Origin of the sequence: Nonomuraea marmarensis, assembly GCF_043197025.1 — a bacterium.
Classification (GTDB): domain Bacteria; phylum Actinomycetota; class Actinomycetes; order Streptosporangiales; family Streptosporangiaceae; genus Nonomuraea; species Nonomuraea marmarensis.
In genome coordinates this window covers 198,551-221,264 of record NZ_JBICRM010000011.1, presented here as the reverse complement: position 1 = coordinate 221,264, position 22,714 = coordinate 198,551, and the positions used below count along the sequence as shown (strand labels likewise).

Sequence of the window (22,714 nt, the reverse complement as noted above, 5' to 3'; positions counted from 1 at the left end):
TCCATGCGAAGGCTCATCGTGGGTGCGATCGCTCTGCTGGCGCTGGCGGCCTGCAGCCCGGGGGGCACCCCCCAGCCCACTGTCACGGTCACCGTGACCGCCTCGGGCGCACCGACGGCCACCTCGAGCCCGCCGGCGGCCACCACGTCCGCGTCGCCCCCCGCCCCGCCGCCGCAGTTGACGCCCAGGCCCGTCGTCGCGCCCGACGGCCGCCGCTGCCCCGACCACCCCACGCCCGCCTGCACGGGTCTGCCACCCGGCATCACGTTACGCACGATGGACACCAACGACGGCCCGGCGACCCGGGTGGTCAAGCCGGGCACCGTGCTCGACGGCGTGCACGTCACCGGCGACCTGTTCATCGCCGCCGACAACGTGAAGATCGTCAACAGCCGGATCGACGGTGGCATCCAGGCCGAGTTCGACGGCCGCGACTACGCCTACAGCATCGCCGACAGCACGGTAGGGCCCACCGGCAAATGCCTGACCGCGCCCGCCATCGGCGAGGCCAACTACACGGTCGAGCGGGTGCTCATCCGGGGCCACGCCGACGGGTTCCGCGACTCCGGTGACAACATCAAGATCAAGGACTCGTACGCCAGGCTCTGCTCCGACGGCACCAACAACTACGCCGACGGCATCCAGACCTTCAACGCCGGCAAGAGCCTCGTGCTCGACCACACCACGCTCGACATGCGCGGCGTCGTCAACTACAACTCGCCGATCTTCTTCAACGACCGGCCGGACGGCACGATGGACGTCACCATCACCAACAACCTGGTGATGGGCGGCAACTACACGGTCCAGCTGCACAACATCCACGGCTATCTGATCGTCAAGAACAACCTGGTGGTCGACCGGACGTGGGAGTTCGCCCCGATGTCGGGCGACTGCCTCGACAGCATCCAGTTCGAGAACAACCACATCGTCACCATCGACGAGAGCTACCGGGTCACCTCCATCGTGCGGCCGCTCACCTGCAACGGCAAATGATCGGGGCGCCGCTCGTCGCGCGCCATCCGCAGCAGCGCGCCGGTGGCCCCGATCAGCAGGAACGACAGGCCGCTGACGATCGCGAACGACAGCAGGTCGAACGTGGCCGCGCCGAGCACCGGGGCCACCAGGCAGGCGGCGAGCGTGAGCCCCAGCTCTCTGACGCCCGGGTCCGCGCTGAGGTAGCGGGCCCGCAACGCGCACACGAACGCGCAGACGAACATGCCGAGGAAGATCGACACGCCGATGACGCCCGTGTCGATCGTTCCCTGTATGTACTGGTTGTCGAAGACCTGGTACTTGGGGGCGTACCAGGTGCCCATGCCGCGGCCCAGCCACAGATGCTTGGAGATCTCCTGGCCGGCGAACCCGTAGTCGTGCGTGCGGTAGTCGATGCTGCTGTCGTTGAAGAAGTTGTCGAACAAGCCGAAGATCGTGCCGAGCAGCCCCGGTGAGATCACCTTCATCACGCCGAGGAAGCCCGCCAGGACCACGACCGCCTGGATCCGGCGCCGGGCCGGCCAGCCGAGCAGCAGCACGATCCCGACCCCGAGCAGGCCCAGGATGGCCGACCTCGACACCGAGAACATCAGCCCCATGCCGATCGCCGCCGTGCACAACCACCAGCGCAGGGCCGGTCTGGCCAGCTCGCGGGCGCGGAAGCTGTAGTGCGCGGCCAGCGGCAGGATCATGGCGCAGATCACGCCGAACTCGATCGGGTGCGCGGCCGTGGCGGCGACCCGGCGCATGGCGTTCCGGTCGAAGATGAACTTGTCCTCGATCACGAACCGCAGCCCCGGCACCTGCAGGTACTGGGTCAGGTCGAAGTTGAGCAGGAACTGGCCCGCGCCCACCACCGACATGAGCGCGCCGGCCACCACGATGGCCTTGAGCGCGAAGTCCAGCCGCTCGCGCACCCGGATGCCGTCGCACACGGCCAGCGCGAGCCCGGCGTTGGCCAGCACCAGCACGATCGCGTGGTCGGCCAGGTTGACCTCGTCGGCCGGCAGGTAGCCGTAGGTGCCGTAGCCGTAGGAGGCGGCGGCGGAGGCCACGTACAGGAAGAGTGCGGTTCTGACGGGGTTGCGGCCCTTGGCCGCGCCGAGCGTCCTGGTGAGCTGCGCGCACAACCACATCAGCGCGGCGATGAGCGCGAGCACGTTGGCGACCGACAGTGCCAGCGGCAGCCCGCGGATGATCATGCGGGCCGGGATCAGCATGAGCGTCACCACGAACAGGCAGACGATCGTGGCGGCGTCGGCGCGGCGCGGCAGGTGGGGCAGCACCGGCGTCGCGAGTGGGGTGGTCACGTGTGCTTGCCGTTCATGTGGGTGTCCGCGGCGACGAGCACGCGCCGGTCCACCTCGACCGGCTTCGGCGCGACGGCCGCGTCCTGCCTGCGGCGCCTGCGCGTGTCCACGAAGCTGTCGAACGCGTACGTGGCGAGCAGGCTCGCCATGCCGCCCAGCGCCACCGCCACGACGGCCGCCCGCAACTTGCGCCCCGGCTCGGGCTCGGGCGGGGTCGGCGCGACGATCTGGGTCAGCGTGATGAACGTGGCCGGCGGCGCGTTGACGGTCTGCTGGCTCCTGAGCAGCTCCACCTTGGCCCTGGCGGCGATCTTGCGGACGATCTCCCGCGCGGCCTCGGGCGAGCTCGCCTCGCTCTCGATGAACACGAACGGCCCCGAGGCCAGCGCCTCGGCGTTCGCGCTGCCGTTGTGCACCTTGTACGTGACGGGCCCGTTCGGCACGATGCCCAGCTCGGCCGCCGTGTCCCCGGTGGTGAGCTTGGCCGTCAGGATCGAGGCCGCCATCGTCAGCCCGCGGTCGAAGTTGAGCAGCGGGTTCACCGGCGCGTTGGACGTGCCCGGGTGCACCGGCAGGCTCGCGCCCGTCCGGGGCGTGGTGAGCACCATGGCCGCGTTGGATGTCCACAGGGTGGGCACCGTCGAGTAGACCCCCGCGGCCACGCCCAGGGCCAGCAGTAACGCCGGGACCGAGATGTACCAGCGTCTGAACAGAACCTGGACCGTGAGCCAGAAGTCCATGCGCCCTCCCCCTCGGGCCGCGAACCACGGGCACCGGCGTGACACACAGGTATCGTTCCAATGGGCGGCAGATGTTACGTAACGACTCGCCCGCCGAATGGCGATATGCCTTCCATGACCAAGTTGGCAGTGGTGACGCCAAGCTTCGGCCCCGATGCGGAGCTCTTCGCCGATCTGCACGCGTCCGTGCTCGAGTACACCTCGGACGACACCGTGCACCACGTGATCGTGCCGCCGCGCGACAAGAAGCTGTTCGCCCGGTACGCGGGGCCGCGTTGCCGGGTCTGGACCGAGCCCGAGTTGCTGCCCCGCAGGTACGCCCGCGTTCCCCGGTCCAACCTGTGGGTCAACAGGCTGCGCCCGTGGCCGCCGATCCGCGGCTGGGTGATCCAGCAAGCGCTCAAGCTGTCGGCCACGGCCAGGATCGACGCGGACGCGGTGCTGATCGCCGACTCCGACATCGTCCTGGTCAGGCCGGTGGACGCGGCCGCCTTCCGTACCGGCGGGCAGTTGTGCCTGCACCGGGCCGAGCACGCGGTGCACCCGGGCATGACCAGGCACGTGCGCTGGCATCAGGTGGCCCGCGACCTGCTCGGCCTGCCCGCCGCGCAGCCGCCGCCGCTGCACGACTACGTCAGCTCGCTGACGTTCTGGGACCCGGACGTGGTGCGGTCCATGCGGACCAGGATCGGCCAGGCCACGGGACGGCACTGGCTCGACGCGTTCACCTCGCGCCTGCACATCTCGGAGTTCATCCTGTACGGCGTGTACGTCGACGAGGTCCACGCCGTCGGCGACCCGCCCGCGGCCAACACGGCGCTCTGCCACAACTACTGGGACAGGACGCCGCTCGACCAGGACGCGGCCCTGGCGTTCGCCGACCGGCTCAACCCGGAGGCCATCGGCATGATGATCTCCGCCAAGTCCGGCACGCCGCTGGCCGTGCGGCAGGCGGCGGTGGCCCGGTGCGCCGAGGTCGCCGGACGCTGAGGGGCTACGGGATCTCGACCTTGGGGAACGTCTGGGTGTCCGCGGCGTCCTCGTCCGGGTCCTCCCGCTTCTCGACCTGGTGGAACGCCTGCGTTCCCGCCGCGGCGGCCGCTTCGTCGTCTTCCGGCTCGGCCTGGACCTCTGCCGTCGGCCCGCGATCGAAGGCGGATGCGGGCGGGGGCGCGGCGGGCTCGGCGTCGAGGACAGGCTCGACTTCGGCCTCGGAGATCGGAGCGGGCTCGGCCGCGTCCACCGTGTCCACGGCCTCGGACCAGGCATCCTCCTCGGGGCCGGCCGCCGCCCGCAGCCTGGCCTGCCTGCGCGTCCACGCGTACGCCAGGCTGAACCCGAGGAACACCGTGAGCACGACCGCGATCCCGGCGGTCTGCACCTTGTCGCCGAGCTGCTCCTCAGGCGTGGACGGCGGCGTGACGTTGACCAGCGAGATGTACAGGATCGACGGCGCCCCCAGCTCCCGCTGCTTGGCGGCCAGCTCGGCCTCGACCCGCTGCTGCGCCCGCACCACCAGGTCGTGCGCGGTCTGCTCGCCGGGGCTGTCCGCCGTGATCGAAAGGAACGGTCCACCACTGCCGAACAACGCCTGGTTGGTGCTCCCGTCGTCGATGGTGAGCTTGTTCGGCCCCTCCTTGGGCGCCCCCAGCTCCGCCAGCACCTCGGGCGTGCCCGTCGAGAGGATCAGCGCCGCCGCGGTCGTCCGCAACCCGGCGCTGTCCTGCAACAACGGGTTCGTACGCCCGCCCGCGGACAACGGCTCGCCCGGCGCCGGCTGCGTGTTGCCCGGCCCGGTCAGCAGCAGCACCACGTTGGCGGTGTAATGAGCAGGCATGACGAGGAATCCCGCGACTCCCGCCACCACGGCGAGCGCGAGGATCGGCGGGCCGATGAACTTGTGTCTCGCCAGGCCGAAGACGGCTTTCCAGAACTCCAAGACTTCCCCGCCCCCTGCGCATATTTTCGACCTGTTCGAATGTGCGAAAATTAACATTCCCCCGGCATGGTGTACAGGGGCTCATGTCGCCTATGGCACAACTGTTCATCTGAAAAAATGACTTACCTGTTACGCCCGAACGGAATCTGACGATAGATCTATGGGCCGTACACCGGGGGGGTCGCAGGGCATGAAGTCGGCAGAAATGCTCCAGACGGCCACCGCCGAACGCCGCAGGCTGGCCGGGCTCGACGGAATACGCGGTCTAGCTGCGCTTTTCGTGGTCTTCCACCACGTCTGGCTGTTGTCGTTTCCCGGCTTTCCCCGGGACACCGGCCCCGGCTGGGCGAGCTGGATGGCCTACGGGCACTTCGCGGTGGTCGTGTTCATCGTGTTGTCCGGGTTCTCGCTCGCCCTCTCGCCGGCCCGCGCCGGGTGGCGGCTCGACTCGCTGGGCAGGTTCGCGCACCGCCGCGCCTGGCGGATCCTGCCTCCGTACTGGGCGGCGGTGGCCGTCAGCCTGGTGATCGCCTGGACCCTGGTGCCCCAGCCCGAGCAGGGCGTGCCCACCGGCAAGTCGGTGCTCATCTACGGGCTGCTCCTCCAGGACGTGTTCGGCAGCCCTAGCCCCAACGGCGCCCTGTGGTCGATCGCCGTGGAGGCCCAGCTCTACTTCGTCTTCCCGCTCCTGCTGCTGGTGCTGCGCAGGATGGGCGCGATCGTCATGGTGGGCGCGGTGGCCGCCGTCGTGGTGGGCGTCGGGCTGCTCGCGCCGGTCGTGCCCGCCGTGGGCGAGCTGATGCGGCTCACTCCCCAGTTCGCCGCGCTGTTCGCGCTGGGCATGGCGGGTGCGGGAGTGGTACGGCTGCGGCGGCGGGTCCCCCTGCAGTGGCTGGCGCTGGCCGCGGTGTCACCGGTGATCGTGCTGATCGTGGTCAACGGCTCGGTGTGGACGATCGGCAACCTCTACTGGATCGACCTGGCGATCGGGCCGGCGATCGTCCTGTTGCTCGCGGCGGTGGCGACCGGGCGGCCGGCGCCCGTCGTGTGGCTGCTGGACACGCGGCCGGTCAAGAGCCTGGGGTCGTTCTCGTACAGCCTGTATCTGATCCACGCGCCGATCGTGGTGAACATCTACGCGCTGCTCATCGCGCCCCGGATGGAGCCGGGGATCCCGGCGTTCCTCGTGGGGCTGGCGGTGGCCGTGCCGGTGACGGTGGTGGCGGCGCGGTTGTTCGCGGCGGTGTTCGAGCTGCCGTTCACGCGCAACAGGACGCCGGCCGCGCTGCGGGCGGCCGTGCGGGCCCGCTTCTCGAGAGCCGAGCGGGCCCGCACGGAATAACGCAGGAACAACGGCGTCAACCGGCCTTGGCCAGCGCCTCGGCCTCGGCCTCGTATTCCCTGGCCAGTTCCTCGGGCATCGGCTCCTGGTCCGTGCAGCGCATGAAGTCGCGCAGCGTGGTGCCGAGGCAGGCGGCGTCGACGTTGGGCGCGCCCCTGCGGGCCCGCACGTCCTCGATGTTGACGCAGCGGAAGTCGATGCTGAACCGGGTCCTGCCGGAGGTGTTGTTGACGGTGGAATGCAGGTGCGCGCCGGAGAAGATCATCATTCCGCCGGGCTCGGTCACGATTCTGAGCTCGGGATCGGGGTCGAAGTCCTCTTCCGGCCTGGGCTGCTGCCTGGTGTCGGAGTAGATGTGCTGCGCGGCGGCAGGGCGGGAAACGCGCTGCCATTCCCCGTACTCGTATGCGCCGCTGCCGTTGCGCAGCGGTTGATCGAAATAGCGCGGATGCAGGGCGAAGACGTTTTCGGGAACGACCTCGAAAATCGGCAGCCACCAGTTGATCTGGTTGAACGGGGCGGCGTACCAGCAGTCGCGATGGGCGTGGTAGGCGTAGGAGATCCCGGAGTTCAGATAGTGGTTCGAGGTCGAGGTACGCAGCCTCGGCACGTCGAAGTACGTCTGCTCCGGCGGGAAGCCGAGCTCCTCCATGACCTGGACGAGCAGGGCCTTGCTGCGGGGGTGATGGATGAAGCGGGGCTTGAGCTCGGCCAGGAGGGCGGCGAAGTCCTCCACGGCCATGTCGAACTGGGCGGTTTCCGGGTCCCTGCGTCCGAACGCGTCCGCGATCAGCTCTTTCGCGAACGCGACGAGCTCGAGTGACGCGCCGGTCGGGGAGTGGACGAACACGTCCCCCCGGTAGATCAGACCGCGCCGGGTTTCATCATCCACCCCGCTGTTGGAAAAGATGGTGGTCATGTACACCTCACCTGTCTTGCGCTTTCTACTCCCTGTCTCGGCGGCTCCGCGCACTTCGTTACACGCTTATTTCGTGTAACAAATCGGCCCCGGTTTTCCGATTACCGATATGGGCCACACAACAGATGGAGTCGAAAATGCAGGAAGTGCAGCAGTTCACGTTCCACCGTGACGAACTGTTCCCGCTCGCCGACAGCCTGCGCCCGAAGTTTCTGACGGCGTCTCCGTTCCGGCACGTGGTAATCGACGACTTCCTGCCGGAGAACGTCCTCGATCCGGTGCTCGGGGAGTTTCCCGAGCCGAAAGACGCCGACTGGCAGCAGTTCGACAGCGCCAAGGAAGTGAAGCTGGCCCTGCAGGACACCGAGCAGATGGGCCCGGCGACGCGGCACCTGCTGGCGGAGTTCAACGGGCAGGTGTTCATGGAGTTCCTGGAGCGGCTGACCGGCATCGAGCGGCTCGTGCCCGACCCTTACCTGGAGGGCGGCGGGCTGCACCAGATCAGGTCGGGCGGCTTCCTGAAGGTGCACGCCGACTTCAACCGGCACCGCAGGCTCGACCTCGACCGCAGGCTCAACGGGCTGCTCTACCTCAACAGGGACTGGGACGAGAGCTACGGCGGCCACCTGCAGCTGTGGAACCAGGACATGAGCACCTGCGAGCACGCGGTGCTGCCGGTGTTCAACCGCTTCGTGCTGTTCGCCACCACCGACGACGCCAACCACGGCCACCCCGACCCGCTGACCTGCCCGCCGGAGCGGGCCCGCCGGTCGATGGCGCTCTACTACTACTCCAACGGCCGCCCCGACGAGGAGACCAACGACGACCACACGACGCTGTTCAAGCAGCGACCCGGCGAGCGGTACAAGAGCAATCTGCGCCAGGTGCTCAAGCGCTGGACGCCTCCGGCGCTGGCCGAGCTGGCCGGGCGCCGGGAACGCTCCAGATAGGGTCAGCGACCCAGGCGGGCGAGGCGGGCCAGCTTTCGCCCGCCTCTGGCGGCCAGGCGGCGCTGGCGGGACACGTACAGCTTGAAGACCGCCGCGCGTGCCCTGCGGCGCTGGTCGGGGGTGAGGTCGGTCTCGTCGAGTATGCCGAGCAGGACGCGAACTTGGATGAGCGTGGCGAAATAGCCACGCCACGCGGGCAGGGCCAGCTTGCCGCTCATCCGCACCGGGTTGGCGTTGGCCCAGTTGCGGTGCGAGAGCACCTCGGGCACGTGGGCCCACGGTCCGGCCAGTGCGTGCCGGGCGGCGGCGATCTCGTCCTCGCGCACCAGGACCGGGCGGGGAATGGCGCCGGCCACCGCGGTGCGGTGCATCCCGTACAGGGGGTCCATGAGGACGAAGCTCTCGGTGAGCAGGCGCAACATCTCGGCGAAGCGGTCGGCGGGGTCGTCGGAGTTCAGCGCGGTGCCCTCGTACCGGCCGGTCCGGGTGACGCCGTCGGCGGTGTACGAGGTCTGCGCGGTGACCAGCACGAGCCTGTCGTCCTTGGCGAACTCCTCCAGGGAGCGCGAGACGCAGTGCGGCGCGAGCGTGTCGTCGTCGCCCACCCAGCGGAAGAACTCCCCCTTGGCCAGGCGGAGCGCCGTGGAGAAGTTGGCGACGGGACCGACGTTCTCCGGCTGCCGGTGGTAGACGATCCGGTTGTCGGCGGCCGCCAGGTCGCGGCAGACCTCCTCGGTGTCGTCCGTGGAGGCGTTGTCGGAGATGATCAGCTCGAGGTTCTGATGATCCTGGGCCAGCACCGACAGAACGGCCTTCTCCAGCTGCCGGCCGCCGTTGAAGGTGGGCAGGCCGATCGAGACGAGCGCATCGGGGTTCAACCGACTTCCTTTCTCCGGAGCTGCGCGAGCCTGAGTTGCGCGAGCGGCACGGCCAGCAGGACGTAGACGATCAGGCCGGCGCCGCCCGCGAGCGCCAGCTGGAGCAGCGCGTTGCCGTCCACCACCCGGTCGACCAACGCGGTCACCCCCGCCGCCGCGAGCCCGGCCAGCAGCGGGCGCACGAGCGTGGGCAGCACCGGGGCCAGCCGCACCCCCGCCCGGTGCAGGAAGTACGCCGCCACCGGCAGCGCCACGAACAGGCTGGCCGCCACCTGGCCGAGCGCGGCCCCGCGGATGCCCTGCAGGTGGGTGCCGACGATCAGGGCCGGCACGAGGGCGGCCCCGTAGCCGAGGTTCATCCACACGGTGGCCCTGGTGTCCCCCTGGGCGGACAGGATGTCGAGCGCGAGCGAGAGCAACATCCTGATCACCATAACGAGCGCCAGCCAGCGCAGCACGCCCGCCGCCTGGTCCCACTTCGCGCCGTAGAGGAACGACACGAGGGGGTGCGCGAGCACGGACATCACGACCGCGAAGGGCAGGATGGCGGTCAGCAGCAGCGGCGCCGATCTTCGCACGCCCTCGGACAGCGCCTCGGAGGTGTGCTCGGCCAGCCGCGAGAAGCCGGGGATGGTGACGTTGCGCACGGCCTGGCCGATCAGCCCCGGCACCCAGCTCGACACGTTGAACGCCAGCAGGTAGAAGCCCAGCCAGACATGTCCCAATATGTCGCCCACCACGATGTAGCCGGCGTTGAGCAGCACGCTCTCCAGCCCGATCCCGGCGGCCGACGGCAGCCCGAACTTCAGCAGCTTCACGGCGATGGCCCGGTCCAGGCCGAGCCGCACCGGCAGCCTGGCGGCGAAGAAGACGATCACCCCGGTCACCACGGACTGCGCGAGCTGGCCGAAGGCGAAGCTGAACGCGCCGGCGCCGTTCACGGCCAGCAGGATCGCGACGACCGCGTTGACCGCGAACCCGATCCCGATGGCGAGCGTCAGCTTGTCCTGCTCGAACCTGCGGATCAGCGTCGCGGCCCGCACGGCGGTGAAGCCCTCGACGATGATGACCGAGGTCAGCAGCCTGACCACGGGCGTGGCCTGGGGGGTGCCCGCCAGCTCGGCGATGGCCGGCGCGCCGACCCAGAACACCGCGTACAGCGCCATGGCGGAGCAGAATGACAACACCGTGGCCGTCGGCGCCATCTCCGCCAGCTTGCCGCGCCACTGGATGGTCGCGACCATGATGCCCAGGTCCTTGACCGACATGACGAACGCCGTCGCGGCCAGCGCCACGGCGTAGACGCCGAAGTCGCCGATCGCGAGCAGCCGGGCCAGGATCAGCCCCATCACGAAGGAGCCCGCCTTCGTGGCGAGGTTGCCCAGCAGGCCCCAGCGCAGCCCACGCTCGGCTAACTTGCCGAGGGAGCCGATCTGCTGCTCGGCGTCCTGAACTCGGTCCATCCCGTACCTTTCCTAGGAGACAGGCTCCTCGACGCGCTCCAGCCAGATCTCCCGCCAGAACGGGACGAACTCTCGGGGGCAGTTGACGCTGTACATTCCCTCGCAATAGACCGACTCCAGGGCTATGCAGGGGTTCTTCATCTGCAGCAACTCGCCGGTGCGCTCGTCCAGGCAGCGCTCCACGCGGGCCACGACCCTGGCGGTCCTGCCGCAGTGCCTGGCCATCTCCTCCTCGAAGCCGAGCCCCCGGTTGAGCCGCTCGTGGTTGAGCGTGCCGACGATCTCCTGCCTGGACTTGATCCGCACCAGCTCGCCGGGCTGCAGGTCGAGCGTGCCCGTCGGGGTCGCGCCCGGCTTCCCCTTCGGCACCCAGCCCCAGCCCAGTCCGCCCCTGATCAGCAACCACCTGGGCAACACCCTGCGGGTGATCGACTGGTAGCGGTTGAAGACGGCGAAGAACAGCCCGCGCAGCGTCTCCAGCATGCTCGCGTTGCCGGTCTTGACGTCGGTGACGTACTGCCTGACGTCCTTCAGCGGCAGGCACGCCGGGGCCGCCCGGTGCAGCTCGGTGGCCTGGCAGGCGAACCGCTCCTCGCCCTCCGGCCCCGGCGGCTTCCGCGCGTTGACCTGCAGCAGCGGCAGCAGCCTGCGGTCCTTTTCGGGAGCCGCGGGCTCGTCGGTGACCTTCCTGAGCCAGGCGTCCTTCCAGTAGAGCGAGCAGGCCGTCTGGCAACCGCCGTGCGCCGAGCCGTCGCAGCGGGCCCCGGTCAGGTGCACGGCGTGGTCCATGCGCCGCATCCGGCCGTGGCTGATCGTGTCGCAGGCCTTGTGCGCCACTTTGTGCACGGTCATCCGCTGCCCGCAGAACCGCAACATCTCCGGCATGAACGGCAGCCCGTCGAGCTCGCCGCGCTCGTCCAGGGTGGCCAGGATCTCGGCTTCTCCGAGCACTTCCACGACGTCTCCGACCCTGAGGTCCATCACGTCTTCTCCTTCACCAGTCCGGCTTCCTGCAGAGCCTGGGCGGCCCCTTTCACGGCGGCGAAGGGCAGCTCGGATCGCCGGGCGATGTCGAGCAGGCTGTGCTCCCCGTCGGACAGGTTCAACACCCATAACATCGCCATCTGGGCCTGTTTCGTGTCACTCCGCCCGCCGAGAGATCCGTAGAGCCCGCGCCGGCCGAGCTGCGGCTCGCCGTACGGGCTGAGGTTGAGATAAGTACGGTTGCCCTCAAGCGCCTCGACAACCTGCCAGAGGACGTCCAGGGTGTCGGCCATGGCCGCTGGCGTGACAAATCCTGGGTTGTCGCCTGACGTGTGATATTCCGGGTATCCGGCGTACGGCGTCCTGGTCAGGCTGCCGAACGGCAGGTTGAACCCGGGCGAGCAGAACTGCCGCTCGTCGTAGCCGTAGGGCGAGAAGGGAAGCACCTCGTGCGGCCGGTCCCGCAGCACGTGGGTGACGACCTTGTCGATCTCGGCGTCGCCGCGCCTGCTGCGCTTGTAGGTGAGCGGCCCGGGATCGCCGGCGCAGGCCAGCGTCAGGCCGCCGGCGATCAGGTGGAGGCGTTCCCGGTTGAGCGCCAGCCAGGTGATCGCGCCGATCGTGCCGGGCATGAACAGGAACCGGTAGGTGTACCTGGGCTCCTTCAGCCTGAGAGCCAGCGCCACCGCCACCGCGACCCCCGCCAGGTTGTCGTTGGCCAGCGACGGGTGGCACACGTGGCAGGAGACGACGATCTCCTCGGGCAGCTCGCCGGGCACGACGTGCTCGGCGATGGTCAGCGACCCGTCCGCCAGCGTGGAGTCGATCAGCACCTCGTAAGGGCCTTCGTCCAGCCCGTCGAGGGTGTGCTGGCTGAGGCAGAACCCCCACGTCTCGGCGTAGTAGCTGGTCCGGTAGGGCACCAGCTCGGGCTGGTCGGGCAGCGTGTGCAGCCGCGGCCGCAACTCCTCCAGCGAGTACGTCCCCGACACCGGCACGCTGTACCCCACCACGTGCAGGTTCGATTCCCGGAAGTCGATCACCCGCCGCCCGGAGGGATCCTTGACGTAGGCGTCGCGGATGTTCCACTCCTTCGGCACGTTCCAGTCGAGCACCTCGGTCCCCGTCGGCACCTCGGTGACCGTCAGCGGCAGGTGCTCGCCGACGATCTCCAGTGTCCGCCGCACGCCGTCGCCCGTGATGCTCCTGCAGATCGGATACAGCCGCTCGACCAGCGCGTGCATCTCTCCAGGAGTCATGGGCGCAACTCCGCGTCGATGGTCCCCGCCTCCCGGCGGTCGGACAGCCGCGCCAGCCGGGTGAACCGCCGCTCGAAGTCGTGCTTGGTCAGCCCATAGGTCCGGTACGCCTCCACCAGCTCGTCGGCGCCCGCCTTGACCGTCCACCTGGCGTCGTATCCGGGCAGCGCCGCGCGTACCCGGGAGAAGTCCACCCGGTAGGAGCGCGGATCGCTGCCGGTCTCCCCCGTGATCAGCAGCTCGGCCCCCGGCACGGCCGCGGCGACCTCACCCGCGATCTCCGCCACGGTCACGTTGTTGCGCTCGGTGCCCACGTTGAACGCCTTGGCGTGCACGGCTCCGCGCGGCGCCTCGATCGCCCGCAGGAACGCCTCGGCGATGTCCTCGGCGTGCACCAGGGGACGCCAGGGGGTGCCGTCGGACAACACGCGTACCTCGCCGGACAGCACGGCGTGGCCCACCAGGTTGTTCAGCACGATGTCGGCCCGCAGCCGCGGCGAGAACCCGAAGGCCGTCGCGTTGCGCATGAACACCGGCGAGAAGTCGCCGTCGGCCAGCTTCACCAGGTCGTCCTCGACCCTGACCTTCGACTCCGCGTACGGCGTCACAGGGCGTAACGGGGCGTCCTCGTTCACCAGCTCGTCGCCCCCGGAGGCGCCATAGACCGAGCAGGTGGAGGCGTAGACGAACCTGCGCACCCCGGCGTCCTTGGCGAGCCTGGCCAACCGGACCGAGGCGTGGTGGTTGATGTCATAGGTCAGCTCGGGCGCCAGCGAGCCGAGGGGATCGTTCGACAGCGCGGCCAGATGCGCCACGGCGTCGATGCCTTCGAGCATCTCGGCGGACACATCCCGCAGATCGACCGCGTAGCCGGGCGCGTCGTCAACGGAGGGGCCGAGCACGCAGTCGGCGAACAGGCCGGAGTCGAGGCCGACCACCTCGTGCCCCCCGGCGGACAGCACGGTGGCCATCACGGTGCCCAGATAGCCCTGGTGCCCGGTCAACAGAATCCGCAAGGTCAGCCTCCAGCCAGATCAATGGTCAACTTGTTCACGTGGAACGCCTCGGCGTACCTCGCGTTGCACTCGATGCCGCGGATGCGGGCGAGCCCGAGGAAGGCCTCTCTGTCGTACCAGGGGCGGTGCCGCTGCGAGGGGTAGTGCTCCTGCAGCAGCCGCACCTTGGTCTCGGCCACCTCGTCGTCGAGCGGCTGGTAGACGGCGGGCCGCCCGAGGTCGCCGTCCCACTTGACGATCTCGTAGCCCAGCGTCAGGTGGTCGCGCCAGACCGTCGGCACCAGCTTGGCCAGGCCGCGGTGGTCCTGGTGCGCGTCGCCCGCCCAGGGGGCGAAGATCAGGTCGGGCCGTGTCTGGGCGGCCCGCAGGTCCTCCAGGGCGTTCTTGGCCTCGTCCCAGTGCGCGGGCAGCCGCCCGTCGGGCAGCTTGAGCACGGTGAGTCGCAGCTCCGCGCCCGGGCAGAACGCCGCGAGCGCCGCACGTTCCTCGTCCTCGCGCTCGGTCCCGCCACCCGACAACACCAGCGCGTCCACCCGCAGCCCGGGACGGGCCGCGCAGATCGTGTACAGGCTCGCGCCCGCCCCGATCGCGATGTCGTCGCAATGCGCGCCGAGCGCGACGATCCCGTCACGCCCCGCGGGCCTCAGCCCGATCATGCTTCCCACAGCGCCCAGGGCCGCTCGCCTCTCGCCCAGGAACGATCCAGCTCCAGCCGCTGGTTGACGGTGTCGCTCGGCCGCCAGTAGCCGCGGTGCGGGTACGCCAGCAGCCGCCCCCGCTTGGCCAGCTCCGCGCAACCGTCCGCCACCAGGTCGCCGTGCTCCGGGATGTGCTCGAAGACGTCCTGGCGCAGCACGAAGAAGCCGCCGTTCACCCAGAGCGGCATCTGGCTGACCGGCGTGATGCCGCCGACCAGCCCGCCCTCGCTGATGTCGATGACGTGGAACGTGTTCGTCGGCGGGACCACCATCATCGACGCGCCCGCGTCGGAGGCGGCGAAACGATCGATGATGTCGGGCAGCGGGGCGTCGGTGAGCACGTCCGCGTAGTTGGCCAGGAACATCTCGTCGCCGTCGAGGTACGGGCGCACTCTGCGTAAGCGCTCCCCGATCGGGGAGTCCAGCCCGGTGTCGATCAACGACACCTTCCAGTCCGAAATATCCGTGGATAACAGCTCGATCTTCCCGTTACGCAGGATGAAGTCGTTCGACCCCGTTTCCTTATATGTCAGGAAAAAGTCCTTGATGTACTGAGCGCCATACCCCAGGCAGAGGATGAACTCGTTGTGCCCGAAATGCGCGTAGTAGCGCATGACGTGCCAAACCAGCGGGCGCGGGCCGACGAGCTGCATGGGCTTGGGCATGTCCCCGCCCGGCGCGTCGCTGCGCATCCGGGTGCCGCGCCCACCGCAGAAGAGGACGACTTTCATCCGACGACCTCCAGACTCGGTATCGGGAAGACCAGCGCGCCGCCCCACTCACGGACGTACGCGAGCTGCTCGACCAGCTCGTCCCGCAGGTTCCACGGGAGCACGAGCACGTAGTCGGGCCGGTCCTCGGCGATCCGCTCCGGCGCGAGGATCGGGATCCGCGACCCCGGCGTGAACCTGCCATGCTTGTACGGATTGCGATCCACCGTGTACGTCAGCAGGTCAGGCCGGATCCCGCAGTGGTTGAGCAACGTGTTCCCCTTGCCCGGGGCCCCATACCCGACCACCGTCTTCCCGGCGTCGGCGGCGTCGATCAGGAACCTGAGCAGGTCCCGGCGCACCTTGGCCACCCGCGCCGCGAAGTCCTCATACCCGGACAGCTCGTGCAGCCCGGCCGCCTTCTCCCGAGCCAGCACGTCGAGGGCCCGCTGCGACAGGGGCGCCTCGCCCGGCTGCGCCCACAACCGGATCGACCCGCCGTGCGTCGGCAGCAGCTCGACATCGACGAGATGCAGCCCGCCACTGGCCAGCGCCCGCAGCGCCGAGGCCACCGTGTAGTACTGGAAGTGCTCGTGGTAGATCGTGTCGTACTGGTTCAGCTCCATCAGCGTCAGCAGGTGCTGCACCTCGATGGAGACCCGGCCGTCGTCGGCCACCAGCGCCCGCAGGCCCTTCGTGAAGCCGACGACGTCCGGGATGTGCGCGTACACGTTGTTCGCCACCACCAGGTCGGCGGGCCCGTGCTCGGCCCGTACCCGCTGGCCTACCTCCGGAGAGAGGAACTCCGTGAGCGTCGGCACCCCCTTGTCGATGGCGGCCCTGCCGACGTTGGCGGACGGCTCGATGCCCAGGCAGCGCACGCCCCGCTCGACCACGTGCTGGAGCAGGTAGCCGTCGTTGCTGGCCACCTCCACCACGAACGAGTCCGGCCGCAACCCAGCCCCGTCCACGAACCGCCGGGCGTGCTCGACCCAGGAGGTCGAGTAGGAGGAGAAGTAGGCGTACTCGGTGAACGTCTCCTCCGGCGTGATCAGCGGCGGGAGCTGGGCCAGCCAGCAGCTCGTGCAGACCCGCAGGTGCAGCGGGTACGTGGGCTCGGGCGCGTCGAGTCGCTCCGCGGTCAGGAACAACTCGCACGGCGGGGTCGCGCCGAGGTCCACGACCCCGGCGAGCCCGCTCGCGCCGCACAGTCGGCAGGTGGTCATTCAGCTCACTCCAGCCAGGGCTTTGGCCTCGTACTCCAGCGCGAGATCTTCGGGCATCGGGGCGAGATCGTTACAGCGCACGAAATCCCGCAGCGTCGTGCCCGTGCAGTCGGCGTCCACGTTCGGCGCCCCGAGGTGCGCGCGCACGTCGCCGAGGTGCACGGTGCGGAAGTCGATGCTGAACCTGGTCCTGCCCGAGGTGTTCGGCACGGTGGAGTGGAGCTGGGCGCCGGAGAACATCATCGTCCCCCCGGCCTCCGGCACCACCCTGACCTGCGGCTCCAGCTCGATCGCCTCCTCGGGCCGCGGCTGCACGCGGGTGTCGTTGCGTACGTGGGCGGCCGCGTTGTGGCGGCTCGTACGATTCCACTCGGCGTAGTCGTAGCCCGCGCTGCCGTTGCGCACCGGCTGGTCGAAGTAGCGCGGGTGGAAGGCCATGACGTTCTCCGGGACCACCGCGTAGATCGGCAGCCACCAGTTGACCTGGTTGAACGGCGCCGAGTACCAGCAGTCGCGATGCGGGTGGAAGGCGTAGGAGATGCCGGAGACCAGGTAGTCGTTGGAGGTGGAGGTGCGAAGCCTGGGCACGTCGAAATAGGTCTGGCCGAGGTCGCAGCCGCGCTCCTCGATCACGGCCGGCAGCAGCTTCTTGCACTGCGGGTGGTGGATGAAGCGCGGTTTGAGGTCGGCGAGTAACTTGGCGAAGTCCTCGACCGGCATCTCGTGCTGGGCGGTCTCCGGGTCGAATCCGCCGAAGGCGTCGGAGATCAGCTCTCTGGCGAAGCTGATCAGCTCGGTCGTGGCGGGCGAGGCCGAGTACACGAACACCTCGCCCTGATAGAGCAGCCTGCGGCGCGTCTCGTCGTTCACGCCGCTGTTCGAGAAGACGGCGGTCATCATGAAAAATCCCCCTCAGTTGGCTTTTGTCGGTAAAAGGTCTGGCATGCTGCGATCATGGATCGCCTCTCGATCGAAGGCTCGTGGCATTTCAAGCCCAGCGTTCATGCCGACCCTCGTGGCAGCTTCCTCGAGGCCTTCCGCGCGGCCGATCTGCCGCAGAGGCTGGACGTGGCCCAGGTCAACTGCTCCGTTTCCCAGGCGGGCGTGCTCCGGGGCGTGCATTTCGCCGCGGTCCCGCCCGGTCAGGCGAAATACGTGATGTGCGTGTCCGGCAGCGTCATGGACGTCGTCGTGGACGTGCGGGCGGGGTCCCCCACCTTCGGTCAATGGGAGGCGGTGACGCTGGACGACGAGACGAGGGGCGCCGTCTTCATCGCCGAAGGCCTCGGCCACGCGTTCATGGCGCTGAGCGAGCAGGCCACAGTCGTGTACCTGTGCTCGCAACCGTACAGTCCGGGCCGTGAGCACGGGGTTCACCCGCTCGACCCGGCGATCTCGATCGACTGGCCGTCCGGCGCGGAGCCCCTGCTGTCGGACAAGGACGCCAAGGCCCCCTCCCTGGAGGAGGCGCTCGCGGCCGGGCTGCTGCCGGACTACCAGACGTGCAGGGAGTTCTACGCCACGCTGCATTGAGGCCCCGCCTTCGCCGACGCGGGCGTGTCCCTCGTCAGCACCGGCCAGGCGGCGTGCAGCGCCGCCCGCCAGTGCCGGATCGGCTCCCACCTGGTGTGCGCCAGCACGCTGTTGGCCGGGCGCCGGGCCGGGCGGGGGAAGGCGGTGCTGGGCACGGGCCGCACGCGTGCGGCGTCCGCGCCGAGCAGCGTGAAGATCTCCTTGGCGAACCCGCACCACGTGGTCTCGCCCGCGCTGGTGCCGTGGTAGACACCGGGCGGCAGGTCCGACTGCGCCAGCCGGACCATGAAGTCGGCCAGATCGACCGTCCAGGTGGGCTGCCCGCGCTGGTCGTCGACCACGTCGACGGTGGGCCGCTGCCCGGCCAGCCTGATCATCGTGCGGACGAAGTTCGTGCCACGCGCGCCGTAGAGCCAGGCGCTTCGGACCACGTGGTGTCCGTGCTCCAGCGCCGCCCGCTCGCCCGCGAGCTTGGTCCGTCCGTACGCGTTGACCGGCCCGGTGGGCGAATCCTCCCGGTACGGCGTGCGGCTGTCACCGTCGAAGACGTAGTCGGTGGACACGTGCACCAATCGCGCCCCGGCCAGGTCGCACGCCTCGGCCAGCCAGTGCACGGCGTGCCCGTTGATGTCCAGAGCCTCGGCCTCGTGCGTCTCGGCGTCGTCCACCGCGGTCCAGGCGGCACAGTTGATCACGATTCCCGGCCGGTAGGCGGACACGACGTCGCGTACCGCGCGCTTGTCGCACAGGTCCAGGTCGGCCCGGCCGAGCGCGAGCACCGGATCCCCGGTCAGCGCCGTCCTGTCCAGGGCGTCGGCGGCCAGCATGCCGCCGCCACCCGTGATGAGCCACCTCATGCCCACCAGTCCCGATGCTCGGCGTACCAGCGGACGGTGTCCTTCAGGCCCTGCTCGAACGGGATCTCGGGCCGGTAGCCGAGCGCCCGCAGCTTGGAGTCGTCCAGCGAGTACCGGCGGTCGTGGCCCTTGCGGTCCTCGACCTGCTCGACCAGGTCCCAGTCGCGGCCGCAGGCGTCGAGCAGGCGCGCGGTGAGCTCCTTGTTGGTCAGCTCGGCCGTGCCCGCTATGTGGTAGACCTCGCCGGGCTCGCCCTTCTCCGCGACCAGGCGGATGCCCGAGCAGTGATCCTCGACGTGGATCCAGTCCCGTACGTTGCCGCCGTCGCCGTACAGGGGGACCTTCCGGCCGCGCAGCAGGTTCGTGATGAAGAACGGGATGATCTTCTCGGGATACTGCCGGGGCCCGTAGTTGTTGCCGCACCTGGTGATCGAGACGTTCAGGCCGTAGGTGATCGCGTACGCGCGGGCGATCAGGTCGCCGCCGGCCTTCGACGCCGCGTACGGCGAGCGCGGCCGCACCGGCGCGGCCTCCTCCCACGAGCCGATGTCGATCGAGCCGTACACCTCGTCGGTCGACACCTGGACCACCTTCGGGACCTCCGCCTCCAGGCACGCCTGCAGCAGCGTCTGGGTGCCGAGCACGTTCGAGCGCATGAACTCGGCGGCGCCCTCGATCGACCGGTCGACGTGCGACTCGGCCGCGAAGTTCACCACCAGGTCATGTCCGGGCACGACCCGGGCGAGCAACTCGGCGTCGCAGATGTCCCCGTGCACGAACTCGTGCCGCACCCCGTCGAGGTTGGCCCGGTTGCCGGCGTAGGTGAGCTTGTCCAGCACCGTGATGTACACGTCATGCCAAGTCCGGGCGAAGTGCGAGCCGATGAAACCCGCACCGCCCGTCACCAGAATCCTTGTCATCAACTGCACCCCACCTGGAAGGAGGGGGCTTGCTCTCGAAACTTCCGGCTGGATGCCGGGCGACCGTAGCATTCGGACGGTTGATAGCGCCCCGGGCAACATGCCGCCCGCGATGGAGTGATGGCCCATAGCGGGCCAGGAGCCGTTTCCCGGTCGCCCGGTGCCTTCGACCCAGCCCACCACCCGTACGTAACCATAGCATCACCCATTGTCATGAAGAAATCTGTACCTTGCTGTGATCGCCCAGCACGAGACGATGGGCTTTGGGCGTGTTGGGCGCCGGGGTGACCTCGACGTCGTGGCCGATCAGCGACGACTCGATGCGGCCGACCCCGGCGATGGAGGCCCTGGGCAACACGATCGAATACTCGATCTCGCTGTCGGTGACGGCGCAGGCGGCGCCGATGGAGGTGAAGGGGCCGACGTAGCTGTCGCTGATCCGCGCGCCGTGGCCGATGATCACCGGGCCGACGATCCGGGACCGCTCGACCACCGCCCCCTTCTCCACGACGACGCGGCCCACCAGCTCGCTGGCCTCGTCCACGTTTCCGCGCACCTTGGCCTCCACCGACTCCAGGACCAGCCGGTTGACCTCCAGCATGTCGGTGACGTTGCCGGTGTCCTTCCAGTAGCCGGAGATCACCGAGGACTCGACGCGCAGCCCCGCCTCGATCAGCCACTGGATGGCGTCGGTGATCTCCAGCTCGCCCCGCCACGACGGCTTGAGCTCCGCCACCGCCGTGTGGATGGCCGGGCTGAACAGGTAGACGCCGACCAGCGCCAGGTCGCTCTTGGGCAGCGCGGGCTTCTCCTCCAGGCCGACGACGCGGCCCTTGCCGTTGAGCTCGGCCACCCCGAACTGGCGCGGGTCGCCGACCCTGGTGAGCATGATCTGGGCGGCCGGCCGCTCGCGGGCGAACCTGTCCACCAGGCCGTTGATGCCGCCCACGATGAAGTTGTCGCCGAGATACATGACGAAGTCCTCCTCGCCCAGGAACTCCCGGGCGATCAGCACGCCGTGCGCCAGCCCGAGGGGCGCCTCCTGCCGCAGGTAGGTGACCTGCAGCCCGAACGCCGAGCCGTCCCCCACGGCCGACTCGATCTCCGCCTGCGTGTCTCCGACCACCAGGCCGAGCTCCCTGATCCCCGCCGCGGCGATCGCCTCCAGGCCGTAGAACAGGACCGGCTTGTTCGCGACCGGGACCAGTTGCTTGGCCGAGGTGTGCGTGATGGGTCGTAGCCGTGTGCCCGACCCCCCGGCGAGCACGAGTGCTTTCACCGCTAATAAGCCCCTTCTCCACGGGTGACTACTGCCCAGGTCTTCCAGAGGATCTGCAGGTCGAGGATGAGCGACCAGTTCTCCACGTACCGCAGGTCGAGGCGTACGGACTCCTCCCACGTCAGGTCGGAGCGGCCGCTGACCTGCCAGAGCCCGGTCATGCCCGGCTTGACCACCAGGCGGCGGCGGACGTCGGCGCCGTACTTGTCCACCTCTTCCGGCAGCGGCGGGCGCGGGCCGACGAGGGACATCTCGCCGCGGAGGACATTGAGCAGCTGGGGCAGCTCGTCGAGCGAATATTTCCGCAGGAAAGCGCCTACCCGAGTGATCCTTGGATCGTTCCTAATCTTGAAGAGCACCCCGTCGAACTCGTTCGAGTCGAGCAGGCTGCCCTTGAGCCGCTCCGCATCAACCACCATTGTCCGAAATTTCACGACACGGAAGGTTTTGCCGCCTTTGCCGATTCTGCTCTGGTAGAAGAGCGCCGGACCCCGGCTGCTGAGGCGGATCACCAGCGCGATCACCAGCAACGGCAGCGCCAGCAGCAACAGCACGGTCGCCGCCACCAGCCGGTCGAAGACGGCCTTCACGACCTGCCTGGCCCCGTCGAACTCGGGATGCTCCACGTGCAGGAGCGGCATGCCGGCGACGGGCCTGATGCTGATCCGCGGCCCGGCCACATCGAGCAGAGCGGGGGCCACGAACAGATCGGTACGCGCGGTCTCCAGGCTCCACGCCAGCCGGCGCAGCGCGGCCCCGTCGAGCTCGGGGCAGGCCAGCACCGCGACGGCGTCGGCCCGCTCGCGCTCGACCGCCCGCGCCACGTCACCGAACGAGCCCAGCACCGGAATGCCGTCCAGATCGACGTCCATCACGTTCTCCGGAAGGCAGGCTCCCACCACCCGCATTCCGTGATACGGCTGCCGTCTGAACTGCATCACCAGGTCGAGAATCGACTCCCGGTGCCCGACCGCGATCACCTGGCGCATGTAGTCGCCCGCCGCTCTCCTTCGGTGGAGCCGTTTGCGCATCCGGTAGCGGTAGTAGAGCGTGGCCAGCAGCGCCAGCGGCAACATCGCCATCACGAAACTCCGTGCGATGGCGGTCTGCGTGGCGTAGGCCATGATGGCGACGGTCGCCATCAGGCCGATGCCGCCGTTGAAGACGGCCCTGAACTCCTCCGTTCCCTCGCCGTTGGCGCGCTGGCGGTATGCGCCGCCCATCATGAGCGCGACGGGCCAGGCGATGACGAGGCCGAATCCGAGCATGAACTCGACCAGTGGAATGAACGCGCCGGCGATGAGCCGGATGCCCAGCACGCACACGAGTGCCAGCAACGCGCACACCGTGTCACCGCATAACAGGAGCCGTAGGTACGCCCGCGTCCAGATGCTGGACGCACGGCGTGGCACGGCCTCGAGGAGTACGACAGCGGACTCCCCAGTCCCCACCCTCATAGCACCACCCTGAAACTCTGTGCACCGCGATAACTTGACGTTCCTTGAACCACATGGGTTGACAAGTCCCACGCACAATCAAGGGCGGCGGCCCCCACTAAAGACTAAAGATCGATTCCGGTACGGGGAATAACGTCAAATGTCCACAATCGGACGAATGTAGGGCGGTCCTGGGGCTTGACGGAACGGTCCATAAGTGCCGCGTCTCGTTGGGAAAATGTGAGGTTTACGGCGATATTTC

22 protein-coding genes are annotated in these 22,714 nt (G+C 68.9%); 5 read left to right on the top strand and 17 right to left on the bottom strand.

The features are described from left to right. Positions 1-3 precede the first annotated feature (3 nt). On the top strand, positions 4-993 hold the full coding sequence (locus ACFLIM_RS20655; protein ID WP_393167724.1) for a hypothetical protein: 990 nt from the start codon (positions 4-6) through the stop codon (positions 991-993). Here ACFLIM_RS20655 and ACFLIM_RS20650 read toward each other — a convergent pair. Next, positions 945-2,303 (bottom strand): O-antigen ligase family protein, encoded by a 1,359-nt coding sequence (locus ACFLIM_RS20650; RefSeq protein WP_393167723.1) that lies wholly within the window; start codon positions 2,301-2,303, stop codon positions 945-947. The genes ACFLIM_RS20655 and ACFLIM_RS20650 overlap by 49 nt on opposite strands. Further along, positions 2,300-3,043 carry a hypothetical protein gene (locus ACFLIM_RS20645; protein WP_393167721.1) on the bottom strand — a complete coding sequence of 248 codons (744 nt, stop codon included), beginning with the start codon at positions 3,041-3,043 and terminating at the stop codon, positions 2,300-2,302. Before ACFLIM_RS20645 ends, ACFLIM_RS20650 begins: the two co-directional genes overlap by 4 nt. Positions 3,044-3,157: 114 nt before the next feature. On the opposite strand from ACFLIM_RS20645, the gene ACFLIM_RS20640 reads away from it, so the two are divergent. Continuing rightward, a complete protein-coding gene (locus ACFLIM_RS20640) occupies positions 3,158-4,033 on the top strand; it encodes a DUF6492 family protein (protein ID WP_393167719.1) in 876 nt (291 codons plus the stop codon). Positions 4,034-4,037: 4 nt separating this feature from the next. Here the strand turns inward: ACFLIM_RS20640 and ACFLIM_RS20635 are convergent, their stop codons facing one another. Then, on the bottom strand, positions 4,038-4,982 hold the full coding sequence (locus ACFLIM_RS20635; RefSeq protein WP_393167717.1) for a hypothetical protein: 945 nt from the start codon (positions 4,980-4,982) through the stop codon (positions 4,038-4,040). Between the two features lie 190 nt (positions 4,983-5,172). Between ACFLIM_RS20635 and ACFLIM_RS20630 the strand changes: the two genes are divergently transcribed. Continuing rightward, positions 5,173-6,324: an acyltransferase family protein gene (locus ACFLIM_RS20630; RefSeq protein WP_393167715.1), complete on the top strand. Its 1,152-nt coding sequence runs from the start codon at positions 5,173-5,175 to the stop codon at positions 6,322-6,324. 16 nt (positions 6,325-6,340) lie between these two features. On the opposite strand, the gene ACFLIM_RS20625 is transcribed toward ACFLIM_RS20630, so the two are convergent. After that, a complete protein-coding gene (locus ACFLIM_RS20625) occupies positions 6,341-7,243 on the bottom strand; it encodes a hypothetical protein (protein ID WP_393167713.1) in 903 nt (300 codons plus the stop codon). 137 nt (positions 7,244-7,380) lie between these two features. On the opposite strand from ACFLIM_RS20625, the gene ACFLIM_RS20620 reads away from it, so the two are divergent. After that, on the top strand, positions 7,381-8,193 hold the full coding sequence (locus ACFLIM_RS20620; RefSeq protein ID WP_393167711.1) for a 2OG-Fe(II) oxygenase: 813 nt from the start codon (positions 7,381-7,383) through the stop codon (positions 8,191-8,193). Positions 8,194-8,195: 2 nt separating this feature from the next. Here ACFLIM_RS20620 and ACFLIM_RS20615 read toward each other — a convergent pair whose 3' ends face one another. Genes ACFLIM_RS20615 through ACFLIM_RS20575 form a run of 9 tightly spaced genes read right to left on the bottom strand, consistent with a single transcriptional unit; the run spans position 8,196 to position 17,327 of the window. Beyond that, positions 8,196-9,071: a glycosyltransferase family A protein gene (locus tag ACFLIM_RS20615; protein WP_393167709.1), complete on the bottom strand. Its 876-nt coding sequence runs from the start codon at positions 9,069-9,071 to the stop codon at positions 8,196-8,198. Continuing rightward, on the bottom strand, positions 9,068-10,534 hold the full coding sequence (locus ACFLIM_RS20610; protein WP_393167707.1) for an oligosaccharide flippase family protein: 1,467 nt from the start codon (positions 10,532-10,534) through the stop codon (positions 9,068-9,070). The genes ACFLIM_RS20615 and ACFLIM_RS20610 overlap by 4 nt, the downstream gene beginning before the upstream one ends. Positions 10,535-10,546: 12 nt before the next feature. After that, on the bottom strand, positions 10,547-11,515 hold the full coding sequence (locus ACFLIM_RS20605) for a hypothetical protein (RefSeq protein WP_393167839.1): 969 nt from the start codon (positions 11,513-11,515) through the stop codon (positions 10,547-10,549). Further along, positions 11,515-12,777 carry a DUF4910 domain-containing protein gene (locus ACFLIM_RS20600; protein ID WP_393167706.1) on the bottom strand — a complete coding sequence of 421 codons (1,263 nt, stop codon included), beginning with the start codon at positions 12,775-12,777 and terminating at the stop codon, positions 11,515-11,517. Before ACFLIM_RS20600 ends, ACFLIM_RS20605 begins: the two co-directional genes overlap by 1 nt. Further along, on the bottom strand, positions 12,774-13,793 hold the full coding sequence (locus ACFLIM_RS20595) for an NAD-dependent epimerase/dehydratase family protein (RefSeq protein ID WP_393167704.1): 1,020 nt from the start codon (positions 13,791-13,793) through the stop codon (positions 12,774-12,776). Before ACFLIM_RS20595 ends, ACFLIM_RS20600 begins: the two co-directional genes overlap by 4 nt. A 2-nt stretch (positions 13,794-13,795) precedes the next feature. Next, complete coding sequence (locus ACFLIM_RS20590; protein WP_393167702.1) at positions 13,796-14,449, bottom strand: PIG-L deacetylase family protein; 654 nt, start codon at positions 14,447-14,449, stop codon at positions 13,796-13,798. Beyond that, positions 14,446-15,222: a glucose-1-phosphate cytidylyltransferase gene (locus tag ACFLIM_RS20585; protein ID WP_393167700.1), complete on the bottom strand. Its 777-nt coding sequence runs from the start codon at positions 15,220-15,222 to the stop codon at positions 14,446-14,448. The genes ACFLIM_RS20590 and ACFLIM_RS20585 overlap by 4 nt, the downstream gene beginning before the upstream one ends. Next, a complete protein-coding gene (locus tag ACFLIM_RS20580; RefSeq protein WP_393167699.1) occupies positions 15,219-16,427 on the bottom strand; it encodes a methyltransferase domain-containing protein in 1,209 nt (402 codons plus the stop codon). Before ACFLIM_RS20580 ends, ACFLIM_RS20585 begins: the two co-directional genes overlap by 4 nt. Next, positions 16,428-17,327: a hypothetical protein gene (locus tag ACFLIM_RS20575; RefSeq protein ID WP_393167697.1), complete on the bottom strand. Its 900-nt coding sequence runs from the start codon at positions 17,325-17,327 to the stop codon at positions 16,428-16,430. A gap of 54 nt (positions 17,328-17,381) precedes the next feature. On the opposite strand from ACFLIM_RS20575, the gene ACFLIM_RS20570 reads away from it, so the two are divergent. Beyond that, positions 17,382-17,960, top strand: a complete 579-nt coding sequence (locus ACFLIM_RS20570) for a dTDP-4-dehydrorhamnose 3,5-epimerase family protein (protein ID WP_393167695.1) — start codon at positions 17,382-17,384, stop codon at positions 17,958-17,960. Here ACFLIM_RS20570 and rfbD read toward each other — a convergent pair. The 4 genes from rfbD to ACFLIM_RS20550 all read right to left on the bottom strand — a co-directional run bounded on the left by rfbD (position 17,942) and on the right by ACFLIM_RS20550 (position 22,473). Then, entirely contained in the window at positions 17,942-18,817 is an 876-nt protein-coding gene (gene rfbD, locus ACFLIM_RS20565; protein ID WP_393167693.1) for a dTDP-4-dehydrorhamnose reductase, read from the bottom strand. The two genes, ACFLIM_RS20570 and rfbD, sit on opposite strands and share 19 nt — an antisense overlap. After that, positions 18,814-19,737: a dTDP-glucose 4,6-dehydratase gene (rfbB, locus tag ACFLIM_RS20560; protein ID WP_393167691.1), complete on the bottom strand. Its 924-nt coding sequence runs from the start codon at positions 19,735-19,737 to the stop codon at positions 18,814-18,816. The genes rfbD and rfbB overlap by 4 nt, the downstream gene beginning before the upstream one ends. 211 nt (positions 19,738-19,948) lie before the next feature. Then, the gene (locus ACFLIM_RS20555) at positions 19,949-21,016 is read right to left on the bottom strand and encodes a glucose-1-phosphate thymidylyltransferase (protein ID WP_393167689.1); all 1,068 of its coding nucleotides are present in this window, start codon (positions 21,014-21,016) and stop codon (positions 19,949-19,951) included. A 2-nt stretch (positions 21,017-21,018) separates the two neighbouring features. Then, positions 21,019-22,473, bottom strand: a complete 1,455-nt coding sequence (locus tag ACFLIM_RS20550; protein ID WP_393167687.1) for a sugar transferase — start codon at positions 22,471-22,473, stop codon at positions 21,019-21,021. Positions 22,474-22,714 lie beyond the last annotated feature (241 nt).

What these genes read in the sequence shown, in the direction of transcription:
- ACFLIM_RS20655 (WP_393167724.1), top strand. Translation starts at nt 4, where the DNA reads ATGCGAAGGCTCATCGTGGGTGCGATCGCTCTGCTGGCGCTGGCGGCC.
- ACFLIM_RS20585 (WP_393167700.1), bottom strand. Translation starts at nt 15,222, where the DNA reads ATGAAAGTCGTCCTCTTCTGCGGTGGGCGCGGCACCCGGATGCGCAGC.
- ACFLIM_RS20630 (WP_393167715.1), top strand. Translation starts at nt 5,173, where the DNA reads ATGAAGTCGGCAGAAATGCTCCAGACGGCCACCGCCGAACGCCGCAGG.
- ACFLIM_RS20550 (WP_393167687.1), bottom strand. Translation starts at nt 22,473, where the DNA reads ATGAGGGTGGGGACTGGGGAGTCCGCTGTCGTACTCCTCGAGGCCGTG.
- ACFLIM_RS20625 (WP_393167713.1), bottom strand. Translation starts at nt 7,243, where the DNA reads ATGACCACCATCTTTTCCAACAGCGGGGTGGATGATGAAACCCGGCGC.
- ACFLIM_RS20600 (WP_393167706.1), bottom strand. Translation starts at nt 12,777, where the DNA reads ATGACTCCTGGAGAGATGCACGCGCTGGTCGAGCGGCTGTATCCGATC.
- ACFLIM_RS20590 (WP_393167702.1), bottom strand. Translation starts at nt 14,449, where the DNA reads ATGATCGGGCTGAGGCCCGCGGGGCGTGACGGGATCGTCGCGCTCGGC.
- ACFLIM_RS20580 (WP_393167699.1), bottom strand. Translation starts at nt 16,427, where the DNA reads ATGACCACCTGCCGACTGTGCGGCGCGAGCGGGCTCGCCGGGGTCGTG.
- ACFLIM_RS20620 (WP_393167711.1), top strand. Translation starts at nt 7,381, where the DNA reads ATGCAGGAAGTGCAGCAGTTCACGTTCCACCGTGACGAACTGTTCCCG.
- ACFLIM_RS20605 (WP_393167839.1), bottom strand. Translation starts at nt 11,515, where the DNA reads ATGGACCTCAGGGTCGGAGACGTCGTGGAAGTGCTCGGAGAAGCCGAG.
- rfbD (WP_393167693.1), bottom strand. Translation starts at nt 18,817, where the DNA reads ATGAGGTGGCTCATCACGGGTGGCGGCGGCATGCTGGCCGCCGACGCC.
- ACFLIM_RS20610 (WP_393167707.1), bottom strand. Translation starts at nt 10,534, where the DNA reads ATGGACCGAGTTCAGGACGCCGAGCAGCAGATCGGCTCCCTCGGCAAG.
- ACFLIM_RS20575 (WP_393167697.1), bottom strand. Translation starts at nt 17,327, where the DNA reads ATGATGACCGCCGTCTTCTCGAACAGCGGCGTGAACGACGAGACGCGC.
- rfbB (WP_393167691.1), bottom strand. Translation starts at nt 19,737, where the DNA reads ATGACAAGGATTCTGGTGACGGGCGGTGCGGGTTTCATCGGCTCGCAC.
- ACFLIM_RS20645 (WP_393167721.1), bottom strand. Translation starts at nt 3,043, where the DNA reads ATGGACTTCTGGCTCACGGTCCAGGTTCTGTTCAGACGCTGGTACATC.
- ACFLIM_RS20640 (WP_393167719.1), top strand. Translation starts at nt 3,158, where the DNA reads ATGACCAAGTTGGCAGTGGTGACGCCAAGCTTCGGCCCCGATGCGGAG.
- ACFLIM_RS20570 (WP_393167695.1), top strand. Translation starts at nt 17,382, where the DNA reads ATGGATCGCCTCTCGATCGAAGGCTCGTGGCATTTCAAGCCCAGCGTT.